The organism is Anaerolineales bacterium (assembly GCA_025808555.1).
Classification (GTDB): domain Bacteria; phylum Chloroflexota; class Anaerolineae; order Anaerolineales; family UBA11579; genus JAMCZK01.
The window spans coordinates 2,134,802-2,152,196 of the sequence record CP075526.1; the positions used below are offsets into that span (position 1 = coordinate 2,134,802).

Consider the following 17,395-nt stretch of genomic DNA (forward strand, 5'->3'; position numbering starts at 1 on the left):
CTATTCCAGCCAGAGCTCGCGGATATGGATGTGATATCCGTTGGCTGGCTCAGGCGCGAGATCTTTGATCTCGATGTGCAGAGTAGCTAACTCGGCTTCAGTGGCGGGCAGCTCAATGCTGACGGTGGGATCTGAAGGCAGGTCGGCATAGCTTTGCTTGAGGTCGTGCAAGGTGCCGTCCTCATACGTCAGGAACAGGCTGACTTCAAAGGAGTGTATACCTGCGAGAGTGAGTTCCAGTCCTCGGAGTTGGCGCGGCGGTTCGAAGTCAAATTCAAGGACGAAGGGATTGGCGTCGGCGCCGCGCATCAGCGAGTCAAAGTTGCCGTCGAGGGCGTCTTCAATGCGGCCACCGTCCAGCGAGGAGTAGCGCACCAGCGCCTGGCTGCCGTTGAACTCCACCCATTGGGTTTCGAGGCCGGCGACCGGCTCGATGATGCGCAGGCCTTGGACTGGCGCAGCATGAAACATGGGCAAGCCGGCGCGGCTGGTGTACAGCTGGGCAGGAAAGCGCTCAGCGCAGGTTTCCAGTTGCGCGGCGGGCAGACTTTCGCGATAGCTCCAGATAAGCACTGCAGGGCCTTGCAGGGTGGCTTCCAGCGCGGTGCAGTTCAACTCGTCGGGCTGGATGTAGTGAAAGTTTTGCGGGCGATCCATCTCATCATGGATGCTGATGGGTTCGGGCATGCTGGATTCCCAGCAGCAGCCCACCAGGTAGATCTGCGTGTTCTCAGGCAGCAAATTGGCATAGTCGGTAATGTGGCGGGCGATAGGCGTATTGCGATAAGGCAGGCCGTTGATATATGCGCCGAAGTAGCCCCCCAGGTTGAGGACCGCGATTAACGCCACGAGTGCAGTGACGATGACCGCAGATGTAATTTTGCTCAGCCGTGTTTGTAGCCACATGGAAAGCTGCCACAACCCGCTGGCCACGAAGAGATAGGCGAGTGGCGCCGCGCCGAGGGTGCGGGTGGCGGACGGCACCTCGCTGCTGTTGGCGACCACCAGCATGGAAGGCACATGCATCAGCAGGAAGATGATGAGCAGGATCAGCCCCTCGCGGCGGCGCGGCTGGCGCAACCAGAAGATGATGCCGAGGAGGAAGAATAGACCGCTGAGGAGATCCAGGTGAGGGCGGTGGGCGATGTTGACACGGCTGATGCTATCGCCCTTGATGTTATAAGCGGCCAGCGCTTTTAGTCCGTTCTGGACCAGCTGCCACAGACCGGCTGCGCTGAGCTCGAACTTTCCGCCGAGGTAGCCCTCAGAGGTGAAGGCTACGGCATTCTGCGACACGATCCACATATAAGGTAACGCCAGGAGGAGTAGCATGGCGATCACGCGCAGCCAGTCGCCCGTGTGTACGCGCGGCCCAGTGAAATGCAAGACCAGCATGGATAGGAGCAGAGCGGCAGGTAGCAGGTAGGCGCCGGGGTAGGTGTACAGGCCAAGGATGGAGACGAAGGCAGCCCACAGCAGCCAACGACGCTGCGGCTGCTGGATGTAGCAGACCAGTAGCCAGGCGAGGCAGGCCGCCAGCAGCGGCACCACGATGGGCACATTGCCAAGACGGCTGTGAATGAGAAGCCAATAGGAGATGCCGGCGATGAAAGTGGCCAGGGTAGCGAAGAGCGGCCCGAGTAAGCGCCGGGCAAGGGCGTAGGTGAACGCCAAAGCGCCGAGGCTGATGAGGACCGAGGTGAGCTTGAGGCTAAGATAGTTCAAACCAAACAGCAACGCAGCCGGGGCGGCAAAGTAGTGGAACAGGGGGCCGGTACTGAGCGGGATGTAGAAGGGCCAGCGGCCGTGCACGATATCCCATACGTAAATGGTGGCGGTGCTAATATCGCCAAATACTTCGGCTTGCAAATCCTTCAGGTTCCAAAAGCGCACGGCCGGCACCGCTAGCAGCATGCCCCAGAGTGCCAGAGTGGTTAGCTGAGGGGCGGTTTCCTGCAGGCGGGAAGCCAAGGCTGGCTGGGCCACTCGTTTAGGTGTCTTTTTGGCGGTTCGTTTGGTATGGCTCATCCCGCTGAGTATACGGGAAAGCTGCTGGGCGGCTAGCGTGGAGGGCGTCAGGCTGCTGACAGGCTTTGAGTTCGCGTGGCATTCTGCTATAATCAGCTTGTACTAAAAATCACATTTACAAAGGGACAAGCTGAATGGCCAAAGATATTCGCTTTGGAACTGATGGTTGGCGTGGAATGATCGCCAAGGATTACACGTTTGACGCCGTACAGCGCGCTGCCCAGGGATATGCGACCTACATCAAGAACCACAACAAGGCCTCCATGGGCGTTGTGGTGGGGTATGACAAGCGCTTTCATTCTGAGAATTTTGCCGCTAGTGTGGCGAGTGTATTGGCCGGTAACGGCATCAAAGCCTGGCTAACCAAGGAAGCCACGCCCACGCCAGTGATCTCTTACGCCGTGCTGACCCAGAAGGCTGGCGGTGCAATCAACATCACCGCTTCGCACAACCCGCCGACTGACAATGGTTTTAAAGTGCGAGACGAGAACGGTGGCGCGATTGACCCTGAGGGTCTGGCTGAGATCGAAGCCGCCATCCCCGATACGCTGGCCGCCGTGAGCAGCCTGGATTTTAAAGACGCCCAAACGCAGGGATTGATCGAGATCTTTGATGCGGCTCCCAAATACATTGAGCACTTGCAAAAGCTGATTGACCTGCAGCCCATCAAAGATGCGGGCTTCACCGTGATGGTGGACACCATGTGGGGTAATGGAGCTGGCTGGTTCCCGCGTCTGCTGGCAGGCGGCAAAACGCGCGTGCTGGAGATCCATAACGAGCGCAACCCCATCTATCCGGAGATGGAGCGCCCCGAGCCGATACAACCCAATGTGGATGCCGGGCTGGCCGCCACCGTAGCCAACGAGGCGGATGTGTTGCTGATCACGGATGGCGATGCGGACCGCATGGGGCTGGGCGACGAGAAGGGCCAGTTCATCGACCAATTGCGCGCCTATGGCTTGCTGGCGTACTACCTGTTGGAAGTGCGCGGCGAGCGTGGCCCGATCGTTAAGACGCTTTCCACCACCACGATGCTGAACAAGCTGGGCAAGCTCTACGATGTGCCGGTGTACGACACCGGCGTGGGATTCAAGTATGTGGCTCCCAAGATGATGGAAGTGGGCGCCATGATCGGCGGCGAAGAGTCGGGCGGCTATGCTTTCCGCGGCAATGTGCCGGAACGCGATGGCATCCTGGCTGGCCTGTATGTGCTCGACATGATGGTGAAGCTCAACAAGAAACCGACGGAGCTGATCGAGTGGCTGTTCGCCAAGGTAGGCGCGCATTATTACGACCGCATTGATAGCTTGTTCGAGGGCGACCGTGCCGCGGTGGAAAAACTGATTGTGGACGCCAAGCCTGAGACGATGGGCGGCCTGAGAGTGACCAGCCTGGATACTACGGATGGTTTCAAGTTCAATCTGGAAGATGGTGGCTGGCTGCTGGTGCGCTTCTCTGGCACGGAGCCGAAAATCCGCGTGTACACCGAGACCACACATGTCGATAAAGTGCAGGCTATTTTGCAAGATGGTTTGCGCGTAGCAGGTATTACGCAGTAAATGAATGACACTGATCGATACGCATTGCCATTTGGATTTTGACGCCTTTGACAGTGACCGGGCTGACGTAGTGGCTCGGGCGCAGGAGGCCGGTGTGGATGTGATCGTGAATCCGAGCACTGATATCGCCAACGCCGCCAAGGTAGTCGCCCTGGCGCAGCAGACAACCTGTGTCTATGCTGCTGTGGGCGTGCACCCCAACAGCAGCACGCAGTGGGGTGCGAGCAGCGAAGAAGAGGTGCGCCAACTGGCGCAGCAGTCGAAGGTAGTTGCGATAGGCGAGATCGGCCTGGACTATTACTGGGATGAAGCTCCGCATGATGTGCAACAGAAAGTATTGCAAGCTCAGTTAGAATTGGCAGCAGAAATGGAATTGCCCGTGATCGTGCACAACCGTGAGGCCAGCGAAGACTTGCTGGCTATTTTGCTTGAATGGCAGGCTGGCCTGGCGGCCAGCGGTTCGCGGTTGGCTGCGCGTCCCGGGGTGCTGCATTCATTCTCAGGCGACCAGGCCATGGCCGACAAAGCCGTGGCGGCCGGGTACTTTCTGGGCTTCACCGGCCCGCTGACTTTCAAGAATGCGCCGGTACTGCAGGCGATCGCCAAGCACGCGCCGCTGGAACGCGTGCTGGTGGAAACGGACAGCCCGTTCCTTTCGCCGCATCCGCTGCGCGGGCAGCGCAACGAGCCTGCGCGGGTCAAGCTGGTGGCCGAGAAGCTGGCCGAACTTAAGGGCTTGCCATATGAAGAGATCTGTGCGGCGACCACCGCCAATGCCCGTCATTTATTTGGTATTGAGGCGCAGCAATGACTATGCTGGACTTTCACGCCCAGGTGCAAGCACAGCTCCCTGAAGTTGAGGAGCGCATGCGCCGGGTGGCCGACGGATACCATCCTGAGCTTGGCTATGCCCTGGAGCAGTTGCTTAACTCGGGCGGCAAACGGGTACGCCCCACGGTAACCCTACTAGTGGCGGGCATGCTGAACGCGCCGCACAAGCACGCCGTCACGGTGGCGGCTGCGGTCGAGATGCTGCACACTGCCACACTGGTGCACGACGACCTGATCGATGGCGCCACCCTGCGCCGTGGCGAACCCACATTGAATGCACTGTGGAACTCGGCCGCAACGATCCTGGCGGGTGACTTCCTGTTCTCGCAGGCCGCCTGGCTGGGCTCGCAGGCTGAGTCTGTGGAAGTGATGCAGATGTTCGCCAAGACGCTCTCGATCATTGTCAATGGCGAAGTCAATCAGATCTTCACACGCAACACGTATCCCACGCGGGAGGAATACGACCAACGCATCTATGCCAAGACCGCTTCGATGTTCGAGCTGGCGGCCAAGGCACCTGCACACCTGGCGGGTGTCTTCCCCAAATATGGTGAGTTGCTAAACACCTACGGCAACAGCATTGGTATGGCCTTCCAGTTGGTGGATGATGTTCTGGACTTCTCCTCTGACGAAGCTACGCTAGGCAAGCCGGTGGCGAGTGACTTGCGCCATGGTTTGTTCACCCTGCCGACCCTGTATTATCTGCAAGGCAAGCCTGCTGACGAGCGCGTGCAAGTTCTGCTGGACGGCCACGAGCTGGAAGAGGAGCGGATGGAAGCGCTGATCGGCGACATTCGCTCCAGCGGAGCGCTGGAGCAGGCCAACGAGGAAGCTCACCGCTATGTGCGCGTGGCGCTGGATGCGTTGGAAAGCATGCCGGCTTGCGACGAGCGCGACGGCCTGGCTGACCTGGCTGAATATGTGGTTCAGCGCTTGCATTAAGCTGAGTTTTCGCTAAACTATTCCCTTATTCGTCTGAAACAAAGGAGCCATATGACTCTGCAAGAGCAACTTAACCAGCGTATTGAAAAGAAGGCGCTGCTCAAGCACCCCTTCTACCAGGCTTGGGAATCCGGCGAGCTGCCGGTGGACGCACTGCGCACCTATGCCCGCGAGTATGGCGCTTTCATCGCCACCATGCCTGCCGGCTGGGAGACTCTGAACGACGCGGAGACCGCGCAGGAAGAGCGCGAGCATGCCGAACTGTGGCAGGATTTTGCCGCCGGCCTGGAGACCGAGGTTGGCGCAGCTGAGCTGCCCGCGGTGAGCAAGCTGGTAGCCGACTCGGCTGCCCTGTTTGCCAAGCCGGCTACGGCGCTGGGCGCCCTGTACGCTTTTGAGGCGCAGCAGCCCGATACCGCCAAGAGCAAGCTGGACGGCCTGCGCGCCCACTACAGCCTGCCCGCCAATACCGAGCCTTACTTTGAAGTGCACTCGGCCAACCACCACGAAGCCGCCAAGCTGCTTACCGCCATCAATGGCCTGAACAGCGAGGAGCAGGCTGAGGCCCTGGCTGCTTGCGAGCAGATGAGCGCCGCCTTGTGGGATGCGCTGACTGACATCTACGACAAGCACTGCGCAATGTAGTCTTTACCCCGTAAACCAAAAAGCCGAGCGAAAGCTCGGCTTTTTTTGTTGGCACTATTCCCTCAGTGTAAAGTCAGTTTGTGACATTCTTGGGACATTTGTATCTATTGACTTTCTCGTGCAGCGCGTAGAGTAGGGCGTAACGAGGAGGTACATATGGACACTCATAAAGTATCAGATTGGATGACAAAGGATGTGATCTCTGTGCCGTCCGGCACGACGTTGCCGGAGGCAACCGCGCTCATGCGAGAGAAGCATATCCGCCGCCTACCTGTGGTGGAGAATGGCCAATTGGTGGGCATCGTCACATATGGTGACTTACGCGAGGCGAACCCATCGGATGCCACCGGCCTCAGTATTCATGAGATCAGCTATTTGCTGCAGCGGATCGGCGTGGAGAAATTAATGACGCGCAAGCCGTATACGGTGAGCCCGGACACGGCGCTCACCGAAGCAGCCCGACTGATGTTGCAACACAAGATCGGCGCACTGCCGGTGGTGAAAGACGGCAAGCTGGTTGGCATTATCACGGAGTCTGACATCTTTCGGGCGTTCATGCGCCTGTTGGATCAAGAGCCCGTGGCTGTAGCGGCTGTTTAGCTTCAGCGTCTTACCCTCCTCAAGTGAGCATGCCCCTTGAGGGCATGCTCACTGCGCGGGCTTATTGCTGCAGTGAGCACATTGGCTTTGATTCGCAGCCACAAGAGCCTGATCGCTGCTCCAGAAGAAATACTGCTCACCTATCTCATCTACAAGGCCGCCGCGTTGCAGCATTGCTTTGACGCTGGCGTGCACGCCTGCAAACATGAGCGTACCGCCCTGATCGCGGACCTTTTCATGCAGGCGACGTATCGCCTCTAATCCGGCAGTATCCAGTAGTGGCACTCCCCGCATGGAGAGCACCAAGGCGTGCGTTTTGTGCAAGCCGGAAAAAGCTTCGCTGAAAACGGACGCAGCGGCAAAGAAAAGCGGCCCGGTAACGAAGGCGACATACATATGCTCACATTGCTGCGTGAGGGTGAGCCCGCGTTGCTGCAAGCGGGCCGGGTCTACCGGGCTGATCTCGACTTCCAGACTGGCGATGCGGTTGAGAAAGATCGCACCGGCCAGCAATGAGCCGATGAGGATGGCCTGGGTGAGATCCAGGCTGATCGTGGCCAGCATTGTGATCAAAAAAGCGGCAATGTCGGTCTTGAAGCGATGGCTGAACATGAAACGAATGGCGTGCCATTCGTTCATACGCCAGGCGGTGACCATGAGCACTCCGGCCAGGGCAGCCAGCGGAATGCGCGCCATTAGCGGAGCGAGCAGGAACATGGATAGCAGCAAGCCCAGGGCATGGATAATGCTGGTGAGCCGCGTCTGCCCGCCGGATTTGATGCCAACGCTGGAACGCGCAATGGCAGCCGTAGCTGGCACACCACCGAAGAAGGGAAGCAGCATATTGCCTACGCCCTGGCCGATCAATTCCTGATTGGCTTGCAAACGGATGCCGGTCATATTGGCGGCCACCGCGCCGCACAGCAAAGACTCCACCGCACCGAGTGCAGTGATGGTGAGCGTGGGAGGCAGCAGATCAGGCAGCTGGCTCCAGTCAAAGGTGAGCGGGTTGAAACGATCAGCCAATAGCAGAGTCTGTGGAATGGCGCCGATCTGTTCTGCCTCCCAGCCAGTGACCGCGGCGGCCACTGTGGCTGCAATGATGCCAAGCAGCGATGCAGGCGCGATGCGGTCCCACTTCTTCGGCCACAGCAGCATCAGGCCGATGACCACCAAGCCGATCACAAGCACTTGCCAATTAGGCGTAAAACCACCCTGAAAGTAGCCGAATAGTTTTTGCAGCGCAGTTTCTTTTTCGGCAGTGTGGATACCGAGAAAATTATCGATCTGGCCGATGAAGATGATGAGCGCAATGCCTGAAGTGAAACCCGTAATGACTGAAGAGGGGATGAAGGCAATGAAGCGGCCCAGCTTGAGCAGGCCGATCAGCAGCAACAGAATGCCCGAAAGCAGGCCAGCGGCCCAGATGCCATCCAGCCCGTAGCGGCTGACCAGCACGATCAGCACGGCGCTCATGGCGCCGGTGGGCCCGCTGATCTGGTACGGCGCGCCGGAGAGGGCGCCGATCACCAGGCCAGCAATGATGGCGGTCACCAGCCCGGCAGCGGCCGTGGCGCCGGAAGCCACGCCGAAGGCCAGCGCCAATGGCAGGGCCACGGCGGCGACTGTGAGGCCGGCTAGCAGGTCTTGTCGGAACTTGGTGGGAGTGTAGTTTGAGAACTCAGAACGATAGAGTTGGACAAGCGAGCGCCGCGGCATTTACAGTCCTTTTTTTGTGAAAAACGCCGGCACTATACCACTATTCTGAATAATCCTGGCAGCAATAGAGCGCCCACGTCAAGAGAGCAAGCTACAATAAGACATGCTGCGCAACTCATTATTGTTTGCCATCGCTTGCTCCCTGTTGTACTGGCTGGCGCGCGTCTACTGGAACACTCCCTTATATCTGAATGACCTGGGTGGGCTGGGCTCCTTTCTGAGCGTGTTTGGCACGCTGTATGGCATTTTGGCGGCTTTTGTTGTGTTTGAGGTGTGGAGCCAATACAACCGCATCTCTGGCTTGATTGGCAAAGAAGCGCAGGCGCTGGAGCAATTGTTCCGTCTTAGCTTGTACTTCCGAGACGCCAAGTTGACCGAGCGAATGAAAGCCAGTATCCGCGAATACATCAATTTAGTGGTCCAAGGCAATTTTCGCCAACTTGCGAAAGGAGAGCGCAATGTGCAAAGTGGCTTAGCGCTACGTAAGATCTCAGAGGTCATTCAAAGCGTTGAGTTCGATGACGAGCACGACTCGATTGTTTTCGAGCAGATAGTAGAGCATTATGGCGAAGTGGCCCAATTGCGCACCGAGCGTACGAATGAAAGCCGCAACCGCTTGCCGCGATTTCTCAAGTACTTTATTTACATCGCGTCTGGTTTTGCCCTGATCACTTTCCTGATCATGCCGTTCGAGATGGCGTTGTATGGCTTGTTCTCTGCCTTCGTGATCGGCTTTTTACAGGCCATGGTGTTTCAGTTGATCGAAGAACTGGATAATCCCTTCAAGGGGCATATGCAGCTTACTCCTGCGCCGTTTTCAATTGCTCTCAAGCATATTGAAGAAGATTACTAGCCTGCATGGCTAAGTACGTTGCCTTGTTGCGCGGAATCGCGCCGGCGTTCCCGAATATGAAGAATACAGATCTACGAGCGGTCTTTGAGCAAGAAGGGTTTGCCGGTGTGGAATCTGTGCTTTCCAGTGGCAACATTATTTTTGAATCCTCCAAAGCCAGTGTGAAGGCATGGGAAAGCCAACTGGAGGCCGCTTGGCCCAGGCTGGGCTATAAGTCGACGACGATCATCAAGAGCGAGAAAGAGCTGACCAGGCTTCTGGCAGCTCAGCCTTTCGCAGGCACTTTGCATGGCGAAAGGTCTTACTTGCTGATCACCTTTTTTAAGCACCGCCCAAAATTGGGTTTTGACTTACCGTTCCAGCCAGAGGGTAAGCCGTTCCGTTTTGTGCACTATGCCGAGAAGGCGCTATGCAGCATCACTGACACCAGCATGCCCATGGACCCTGGCGGCTGGATCGAGCGCCGTTATGGCAAAGAAATCACCTCGCGCACGCCGTTGACGATCGAGCGTATCTTGCGCAAGATGACCGGCTAGGACCACTTCTCCCATTTCACGAGTTCATCAAAGTCTTTGCGGCCTTTGAGAAGCTTGGCCAGACGCAGCTTCTCTTTCTCAGCCGGATAACCGAAGGAGATAGCCATCAACGCTTGCCAGTCTTCGGGGATGCCAAGCAGCGCGGCGACCTTGTCGCTGTCGTAGAGCGTGGCCAGGCATGAGCCCACGCCCAATTCGGTGGCGGCCAGCTGCATATAGGCAGCAGCCTGACCCGCGTCGAATAGAGCACCGTAGAACTTCTCGGGTGGGGGCGTGAGGATGAGCACACCCAGGGCCGCGCCCGCCAGGTGGCCGGCGAACTGGCCCAGTTTGCTGACCTGGCGCAGCGTCTCGCGCTGGCGAATGGCGAGGAAGCGCCAGGCTTGGCGATTCTTGGATGACTGAGAACGACGGCCCGCCTTCAGGATGGCCAGCACTACCTCGTCAGGCAACGGCTCATCTGTGAAGTCGCGAATGGCGCGCTTACGGCGGATGGCTTCAGATACTTTCATGGTTGAACTTCTCCTTCGATGAGAGTTAGAACGTGAAGTTCGTTGCCGCTGACGAACGCAAGCCGCCGTCCATCCGGCGACCAGCGTAGCGTATGAACATCTGGCAGAGGTGGGGTGAGTTGCTGAGGCATAGTAGCAGGGTCAAGGGCATCTGCCAGCCACCACAGGCTGCCGTCAGCCGCTATAAAAGCCACTGCGCTGCCTTCTGGCTGCCAAGCTACATGCTCAACCGCAAAGTCAAGCTGGATCTGGCGGCTGGCGCCAGTATCTTGGTTGAAGACACCCAGCACAGCCTTGCGGGTTGTGTACAAGACGCCACTTGGCTGGCTTGGATGCCAGGCCACAGACTTTGAAGGCTGCAGCAGCAGGCGCGTGTTCTCACCGCTGGCTGCGTTCAGCAGCCAGACCTCTGCCGCGGCGACTCCTGCGTTGCGCGTGTACACCGCGTAGGCTTCGTTTGCTGACCAAGCTAGCAACTCTGGCTGCCCGGCAACCGCGGTTACCGCCAGGCTGGGCAGGGCGACCACGTACGCTTCCGTATGCGCTGAAATCTCATTGCGCTCTTGCGTGAAGCAGCGAATCCACAGGTAAGCGGCACCGGCCGAGGACAGCGCGGAGCAGTATGGCGGTAAGTCAATATCCAGCTCGTCTATTAGGCTGATGTAATTTTGTTCGGCAGGATCGAAGATGGGGATGGCTTGTTTTGATTCGGGCAGTTGCAGGAACCAAAGCGCCACTTCTTCAATAAAGGCCTGGCGCTCACCTGGCGCCCAAGATGCCCGGGAATACAGTTCTTCGCCAGGCCCACTGCCGCGTCCCACAACAAAGAAGCCGTCAAAGCTGTCTTGCTGCCAGGCATCGCCTGTCTGCACGTCAGCATATTGAAAACAGCAACCGAAGATGCGCTGTTCATCTGCAGACCAGGCCGGCTTGGAGTGGATTACCGCCATCCAGGCGTCAGAAAGCGGCACGCTCGCGCCCGTCTCCAGGTCGATCCACGCGTCGCCCGCCAGCAAACGCAATCCGCTGGGCGCCAGGCTGAGCGGCGCGCGGCCCGCAAAGCTGGCGGTGATGTTGCCATCCACATCGCGCAGCTGCACCACATCCCCGGCGATTTCAATCACGCGTTGCAATGCAGCAGACCAAACCGGCAGCAGGCAGTATTGCTGCGCTTCGGCCAGCGGCCAGACATGGTGGCTGGCTGTGCTTACAACCATAGGGTGTGCCCATTGCGAGTACGTGCCGTCAGGATACTGCGGCTGCGCCACAACTGGCAGCACGAGAAGATGCTCGCTATCCAGCCAGCGATAAGGCCCAGTAAGGCAATAGTCATGCTCACGGAAGCCGAACGACCAGCCGCTCAGTACCTGCGCTGGAAATTCGCTTGCCTCTCGCCAGCTGAGCGCGGCGAGCACATCTTCGGCGGCAGCCAGTTGCGGTTCTTCATCCGTAGATATAGTGGGAGTAGGGCTGGGCGAGCTGACCGCTATCGTTGCCTGGGGCGCGGCAGTGCAGGCTGCCAGCAAGCAGGCCGCTGTTAGCAGTGGAGCCCAGCGTAGTATGCGCATAGCTAAGCCTAGACCATCCGTCTTAGGCTGGCATGAGCTATAGAGCGCCTGCCTGCGGAAGCACGCGCTCCGCCAGCGATTCCAGCCCGGCAATATCGTCTTGATCCAGCCATTGCAGCATCACCTGCTGGCAGCCGGCCGCGGCCAGCGCCGCCAGTTGCTCCAGCAGCTGGCCGGCTTCGCCGACCAGTGCACCGCGGGCGCGCCATTCTTCGGCGCTGAACGGCGTGCCCGCCAGCTTCTTGTCCAGCTCGACTTGGTTGGTGGCGTAGACGACGCGAGTCATCATGCTACGCTTGACATCGCTGGGCTTGCGGTCTTGCTCCGCCAGATACTTGTCCAGCAGGGGCATGCGTTCGGCGAAGCTTTGCGGGGTTTGGCTGGTGCCGTTCCATTCTTTGGCGTAACGGGCGGCAAGCTTGAGCGTGCGGTGCTTGCCGTTGCCGCCGACAAGGATGGGCGGGCCGCCCGGCCGCTGTGGCCGCGGCAGCAGGATCGCTTCTTTGAGCTGGTAGTGCGTGCCGTCAAAATCGACGGGCGCGTCGCTGGTCAGCAGGTGGGTAACGACTTCCAGCCCTTCTTCAAAGCGGCGCATACGTTCGGGGATTTCCATAAGGTCCAGCCCGAACATGTGATGCTCGCGCTCCTGCCAGCCGGCGCCGAGGCCGAGTACCAGACGGCCGCCGCTAAGGTCATCCACGGCGGCGGCCATGCGGGCGGTCATGCTGGGGTGGCGAAAAGAGAATGGTGCCACCAGCGGGCCGAAGTGGATGCGCTGGGTGTGGCTGGCCAGCCAGGTCAGCGAAACCCATAGCTCCAGCGAATCCTTTTCAGGCGGGTTCATGTTGGTGTAGTGGTCGCTGCGATAGAGCCCGGCGTAGCCAAGATCCTCGGCGGCCTGCGCCAGGCGCTGCCAGCGCTGCCAGGTGAGCCCGTCTTGGCCTTCGATCATAATTGAAAGTTCCATGTTGTCTCCTTGCTTAGCTTAGCAGCGGATGAGCGCAGACAGACGCAGATAAGAAATTCTACCTATCAGCGCTCTTGGGTAGCCAGGAATAGGTTTCTGGCCTTATCGAATACTGGCTTCCATTCTTCGCCTTCGGCATCTGTTGAAAGGCCAATTCCATCGGTGATCGGTTGGCCCAGGAGGGCTTGCGCGGCAACCTGCCCGCAGGCGGCCGCCGCTTCCAGGTCATACCCGCCTTCGAGAATGAGGGCGATCTTGCCCTCACAGTTCTCCTGCGCCCAGTTGCGCAGGGATGCGACAGCGCGGCCGTAGCCGGCGGCGCTGACCTGCAAATTGGCCAGCGGGTCCTTCCAGTGCGAATCGAAGCCAAAGCTCACCAGCAGCATTTCAGGCTTGAAGCTATCCAGCAAGGCGGGGAACAGCTCGCCGTAGGCGGCGTCAAAGGCAGCATCGCCGCTGCCGGGCGGCAGCGGCAGATTGGCGGTGAAGCCCAGGCCGGCACCGGTGCCGCGCTCTTCGAGGCGGCCGGTGCCTGGCCACAGCGGCAACTGCTGCGTGTTGCAGAAGAGCACATCCGCCCGATCGTAAAAGATGTCCTGCGTGCCATTGCCGTGGTGGACGTCCATATCCAGAATGGCAAGGCGGGCTGCGCCCTCGCGTTGCAATAAATGCTGAGCGGCCAACGCCACGTTGTTGAGCAGGCAGAACCCCATGGGCTGCGTGCGGGTGGCATGGTGCCCGGGTGGGCGAGATAGGGCGAAACCGGTTTGGGCCTCGCCACGCCAGACCGCGCGTGCGACCGCCACGGCTCCGGCGGCGGCATTTTGCGCGAGCGGCCAGCTGTGGCGGGTGGTGAAGGTGTCTGCGTCTAGATTGCGCTGTTCGGCAGCATGCTGTTGGATCGTCTGCAGCATATCGGCGCTGTGGACTGCGGCAAGAACATCGGCGGCCAGTGACTCAGCCGGCACTTCGGCGCCTAGCTGCCACAACCCGGCTTCTTCCAAGGCCAGGCGGATGGTCTCAACGCGCTGGGGACGCTCCGGGTGGTTGGGTTGCGAATGGGCACTGTGGCCCTCAGGGTAAAAGTAGGCGATGGGAGCGCTCATGCAGTGATTATAGAATGTTTGATAGGCTAAAATTGTTTTACCTCCCAAATAAAGGAGTTTCGCCATGACAGAAGGAAATCCAACAGAAGAGAAAAGCAAGAAGGCAGCTGCTGGCGCACGGGCTATTTGGTCCGGCGCTATCGCTTTTGGGCTCATCAATATTCCGGTAAAGCTGTTCTCCGCCACGCGTGAGAACGAGCTTTCTTTCAACCAATTGCGCAAGAGCGATCACTCGCGTATCAAGTACTTACGTGTGGCCGCGGCCGATGGGCAGGAAGTGCCATATGACCAGATCGTCAAAGGGTTTGAGGTGGAAGACGGTCGCTATGTTGTGATCGAAGATGAAGATATCAAGAACGCCAGCCCAAAGAAGACTTCGAGTATTGAGATCCTGTCATTTGCAAATGAAGACGAGATCGACAGCGTGTATTTTGACAAGCCATATTACCTGGGCCCAGACAAGAACGCGGCGCGGGCGTACAGCCTGCTGCGCGAGGCGCTGACACGCTCTAAGAAGGTGGCCGTCGCCAAGTTCATTCTGCGCACCAAGGAAAACCTGGCGATTCTCAAGCCGGAAGGCGACGCCCTGATCCTTAACCAGATCCGCTACCAATCAGAAGTGCGCGAGTCTGAGGGGCTCAACCTGCCTGGTGCTGACGAAGTGAAAGAGAATGAGCTGGACCTGGCGCTGAATCTGGTAAACCAACTTACGCAACCCTTTGAGCCCGAGAAATATCAGGATACTTTCACGGCTGAGATCAAGCGCATCATTGAGCAAAAGGCGCAGGGTATGACGCCTGAGGTGGTTGGCGTAGCACCGGAGCAGACCAAGGATGATGACTTGCTTGCCTCGCTGCGTGCCAGCATTGAAGCCAGCAAGGCTCGTGTAGACGCCTAGCGCACAGGTTAGGCGTGGTAGACCCACAACAAAGCCTTCAGGAGTATCGCAATAAGCGCGATTTCTCCAAAACCAGCGAACCCCGGCCAAGTGACGCTGCGTCCGGCGCCGTATCACTTGGCCCGCACCAGGCGCGTTTTTGCATCCAAAAGCATGATGCTACGCGCCTGCACTACGATGTGCGCCTTGAGATCGAGGGCGTGCTGGTGTCGTGGGCTGTGCCGCAAGGCCCTTCGTATGACCCCGTCGTCAAGCGCCTGGCCGTGCGCACCGAAGATCACCCCATGGAGTATCTGGATTTTGAAGGCGTGATCCCCAAGGGAGAGTATGGCGCCGGCCCCATCATTTTGTGGGATCAGGGGGTGTATACAAATATTCGTGGCACGAAGCGCAAGCCGTTCAGCATGAAAGAGTCGCTTGATGCCGGGCTGGTGGAAGTCCGCTTGGAAGGGGAAAAGGTTAAAGGCGAATTTGCTCTCGTGCGTACCAAGTACGAAGGCAAGCAAGAAAACTGGCTGATGGTGAAGATGAAGGATTCCTTCGCCAACCCTGAGTACGACATCGTGGCTGATCTGCCCCTTTCAGTAAAGAGCGGTAAGAGCATCGAGGAGCTTGAGGAGGAAGGCAGCCGTGCGCAGCTGCCTGCCGCGCTGCGCAGCCTACAGCCTGAAACGCTGGACAAACTTGTGCCTGACAGCTTTCCAGGGTGGAAGGAGCCGATGCTGGCATCGCCTGAAGACCGGCCAACTGAGCGGGCAAACTGGATCTACGAGCCTAAGCTCGACGGGCAACGAGCCATCATTTATCGCAAGGGTGGGCAGGTGCAGATGCTCTCGCGCAACAAGCTCATCATCACTGAGCAATACCCCGAACTGGCCGCAGCACTAAAGCAGCATGGCCGCGGCGACTTTGTGGCCGATGCCGAGATTGTCTCCTTTGAAGGGCAACGCGCCAGTTTTGAGCAGATGCAAAAGCGCATGCATGTGCAAAGACCGAGCAAGGAGCTGATCGAAGACGCCCCGGTCTTCATGTATCTGTTCGACGTTACCTACTATGAAGGCTATGACACTACGCGCTTGAGCCAACTGGAGCGCAAGCAACTGCTGCGCGGCCTGGTGGAATACAACGATCCTCTGCGTTATATGGAGTACCAGGAAGGCGGCGGGCTTGAGCTATTTCAGCAAGCCTGTGCCAGTGGGCAGGAAGGTGTGATCGCCAAAGACAGCAACGCGCCTTACCAGCGCAGCCGCTCTAAGAGCTGGCTGAAGTGGAAGTGTGTACGGCAACAGGAATTTGTGGTCGGCGGCTTTACGTTGCCCGCCGGCGGTATGCGCGGCTTCGGCGCGCTGCTGGTGGGCTATTACTCCGAAGGCGGCGACAAGCTGCAATTTGTAGGTGGGGTGGGCACCGGCTATTCAGACGAGGCCATTCGCGATATCCGCCGGAAGCTTGATTCGCTGGCAACAAATGACAACCCGTTCATGCCAGATGATCTGCTGCCCTTACAAGATGTTCAATGGGTGCGGCCCGAGTTGGTGGTTCAAGTGGGCTTTGGAGAATGGACCAAGCTGACCAAGATCCGCCACCCGCGTTATCTGGGCCTTCGCACAGACAAGGATGCACGCAGCGTCCGTCGTGAGGCGACGACTGCAGAGCCTGCCCAGCCAGCAGCGCAGCCAGTACCCGCCGAGGAGCCGCGGGCGGCGGGGGATGAGACCCGCGAAGTGGAGGGGCAGAAGATCAAGATCACCAACCCGGGCAAAATGCTCTTTCCGGATGTGAACAAGGCCCGCGTCATCGACTATTATGAACAGATCGCCCCGGTGATGCTGCCGCATGTGGCCAACCGGCCGATCAGCATGCAGCGCTTTCCCGATGGAATCCGCGCACAAGGTTTCTTTCATAAAGAGGCGCCGGAGTATTTTCCCAAGTTCGTTAGCCTGGTTGAAGTGCGCACCAGTGCCAGCGCGGCCGAGACGCAATTGCAGGTCATGATCAACAACGCGGCCACGCTGGTATATCTGGCGCAACTGGCTTCGTTCGTCATCCATATCTGGACCAGCCAGGCGCCGCTGTTGGATCAGCCTGACAAGATTGTCTTCGATCTTGACCCATCCACTGACGACAGCTGGGATGCTGTGGTGAGCGGGGCGCGGGACATGCGCCGTATGCTGACGGAAATGGGGCTGCCATCCTTTGTGATGGCTACCGGTTCACGCGGCCTGCACGTGTGTGTGCCGCTGGTGCCGCAGCACAACTTTGATACCGTGCTGTTGTTCGCCAAGGCCGTGTGCACCACGCTAGAGCGGCGCGATCCCAAATTCACAACACAGATCCGCAAAGACAAGCGTAAAGGGCGCATATTCTTGGACTATTTGCGCAACCGCTATGCCCAGACGGGGATAGCGCCATATTCGCTGCGCGCCAAACCAGGGGCGCCGCTGGCGGCGCCCCTGGCTTGGGAGGAGCTTGAGGACCCCAGCTTCCGAGCAGACAAGTTCAACGTCAGCAACATCATGCAGCGACTTTCAAATGACGGCGATCCGTGGGCGGGCTTCTTTGCGGCCCGCACTGCGCTGCCAGATTTTGGACTGATCGAGCAAGTACTTAAAGCGTAGGTGATTTAGAATC

The 17,395-nt window shown here is 58.6% G+C and carries 15 protein-coding genes; 9 read left to right on the plus strand and 6 right to left on the minus strand.

What is annotated here, in order from left to right; all coding sequences use genetic code 11:
- Window positions 1–2,028, minus strand: coding sequence for a glycosyltransferase family 39 protein (locus KIT08_10655; GenBank protein ID UYN89544.1), 2,028 nt, complete (start codon window positions 2,026–2,028; stop codon window positions 1–3).
- A gap of 134 nt (window positions 2,029–2,162) precedes the next feature.
- On the opposite strand from KIT08_10655, the gene KIT08_10660 reads away from it, so the two are divergent.
- The 5 genes from KIT08_10660 to KIT08_10680 all read left to right on the plus strand — a co-directional run bounded on the left by KIT08_10660 (window position 2,163) and on the right by KIT08_10680 (window position 6,605).
- On the plus strand, window positions 2,163–3,587 hold the full coding sequence (locus tag KIT08_10660; protein UYN89545.1) for a phosphoglucomutase/phosphomannomutase family protein: 1,425 nt from the start codon (window positions 2,163–2,165) through the stop codon (window positions 3,585–3,587).
- 4 nt (window positions 3,588–3,591) lie between these two features.
- Complete coding sequence (locus tag KIT08_10665; GenBank protein ID UYN89546.1) at window positions 3,592–4,398, plus strand: TatD family hydrolase; 807 nt, start codon at window positions 3,592–3,594, stop codon at window positions 4,396–4,398.
- A 2-nt stretch (window positions 4,399–4,400) separates the two neighbouring features.
- Window positions 4,401–5,360: a polyprenyl synthetase family protein gene (locus tag KIT08_10670; protein ID UYN89547.1), complete on the plus strand. Its 960-nt coding sequence runs from the start codon at window positions 4,401–4,403 to the stop codon at window positions 5,358–5,360.
- A 51-nt stretch (window positions 5,361–5,411) separates the two neighbouring features.
- A complete protein-coding gene (locus tag KIT08_10675) occupies window positions 5,412–6,005 on the plus strand; it encodes an iron-containing redox enzyme family protein (GenBank protein ID UYN89548.1) in 594 nt (197 codons plus the stop codon).
- A 156-nt stretch (window positions 6,006–6,161) separates the two neighbouring features.
- Entirely contained in the window at window positions 6,162–6,605 is a 444-nt protein-coding gene (locus KIT08_10680; GenBank protein ID UYN89549.1) for a CBS domain-containing protein, read from the plus strand.
- Window positions 6,606–6,653: 48 nt separating this feature from the next.
- Here the strand turns inward: KIT08_10680 and KIT08_10685 are convergent, their stop codons facing one another.
- Window positions 6,654–8,324 (minus strand): SulP family inorganic anion transporter, encoded by a 1,671-nt coding sequence (locus KIT08_10685; GenBank protein UYN89550.1) that lies wholly within the window; start codon window positions 8,322–8,324, stop codon window positions 6,654–6,656.
- Window positions 8,325–8,427: 103 nt separating this feature from the next.
- Between KIT08_10685 and KIT08_10690 the strand changes: the two genes are divergently transcribed.
- Both KIT08_10690 and KIT08_10695 read left to right on the plus strand, forming a co-directional pair.
- The gene (locus KIT08_10690) at window positions 8,428–9,177 is read left to right on the plus strand and encodes a DUF4239 domain-containing protein (protein ID UYN89551.1); all 750 of its coding nucleotides are present in this window, start codon (window positions 8,428–8,430) and stop codon (window positions 9,175–9,177) included.
- 5 nt (window positions 9,178–9,182) lie between these two features.
- Window positions 9,183–9,713, plus strand: a complete 531-nt coding sequence (locus tag KIT08_10695; protein UYN89552.1) for a DUF1697 domain-containing protein — start codon at window positions 9,183–9,185, stop codon at window positions 9,711–9,713.
- On the opposite strand, the gene KIT08_10700 is transcribed toward KIT08_10695, so the two are convergent.
- The 4 genes from KIT08_10700 to KIT08_10715 form a co-directional block, all read right to left on the minus strand.
- Window positions 9,710–10,225 (minus strand): nitroreductase family protein, encoded by a 516-nt coding sequence (locus KIT08_10700; GenBank protein UYN89553.1) that lies wholly within the window; start codon window positions 10,223–10,225, stop codon window positions 9,710–9,712. The genes KIT08_10695 and KIT08_10700 overlap by 4 nt on opposite strands.
- The gene (locus KIT08_10705) at window positions 10,222–11,793 is read right to left on the minus strand and encodes a PD40 domain-containing protein (GenBank protein UYN89554.1); all 1,572 of its coding nucleotides are present in this window, start codon (window positions 11,791–11,793) and stop codon (window positions 10,222–10,224) included. Before KIT08_10705 ends, KIT08_10700 begins: the two co-directional genes overlap by 4 nt.
- A 37-nt stretch (window positions 11,794–11,830) precedes the next feature.
- Entirely contained in the window at window positions 11,831–12,760 is a 930-nt protein-coding gene (locus KIT08_10710; GenBank protein UYN89555.1) for a TIGR03560 family F420-dependent LLM class oxidoreductase, read from the minus strand.
- 65 nt (window positions 12,761–12,825) lie between these two features.
- Complete coding sequence (locus KIT08_10715; protein UYN89556.1) at window positions 12,826–13,866, minus strand: histone deacetylase; 1,041 nt, start codon at window positions 13,864–13,866, stop codon at window positions 12,826–12,828.
- A gap of 64 nt (window positions 13,867–13,930) precedes the next feature.
- Between KIT08_10715 and KIT08_10720 the strand changes: the two genes are divergently transcribed.
- Window positions 13,931–14,764: a Ku protein gene (locus KIT08_10720; GenBank protein ID UYN89557.1), complete on the plus strand. Its 834-nt coding sequence runs from the start codon at window positions 13,931–13,933 to the stop codon at window positions 14,762–14,764.
- A gap of 14 nt (window positions 14,765–14,778) precedes the next feature.
- Window positions 14,779–17,382, plus strand: a complete 2,604-nt coding sequence (gene ligD / locus KIT08_10725; GenBank protein ID UYN89558.1) for a DNA ligase D — start codon at window positions 14,779–14,781, stop codon at window positions 17,380–17,382.
- Window positions 17,383–17,395: the final 13 nt, after the last annotated feature.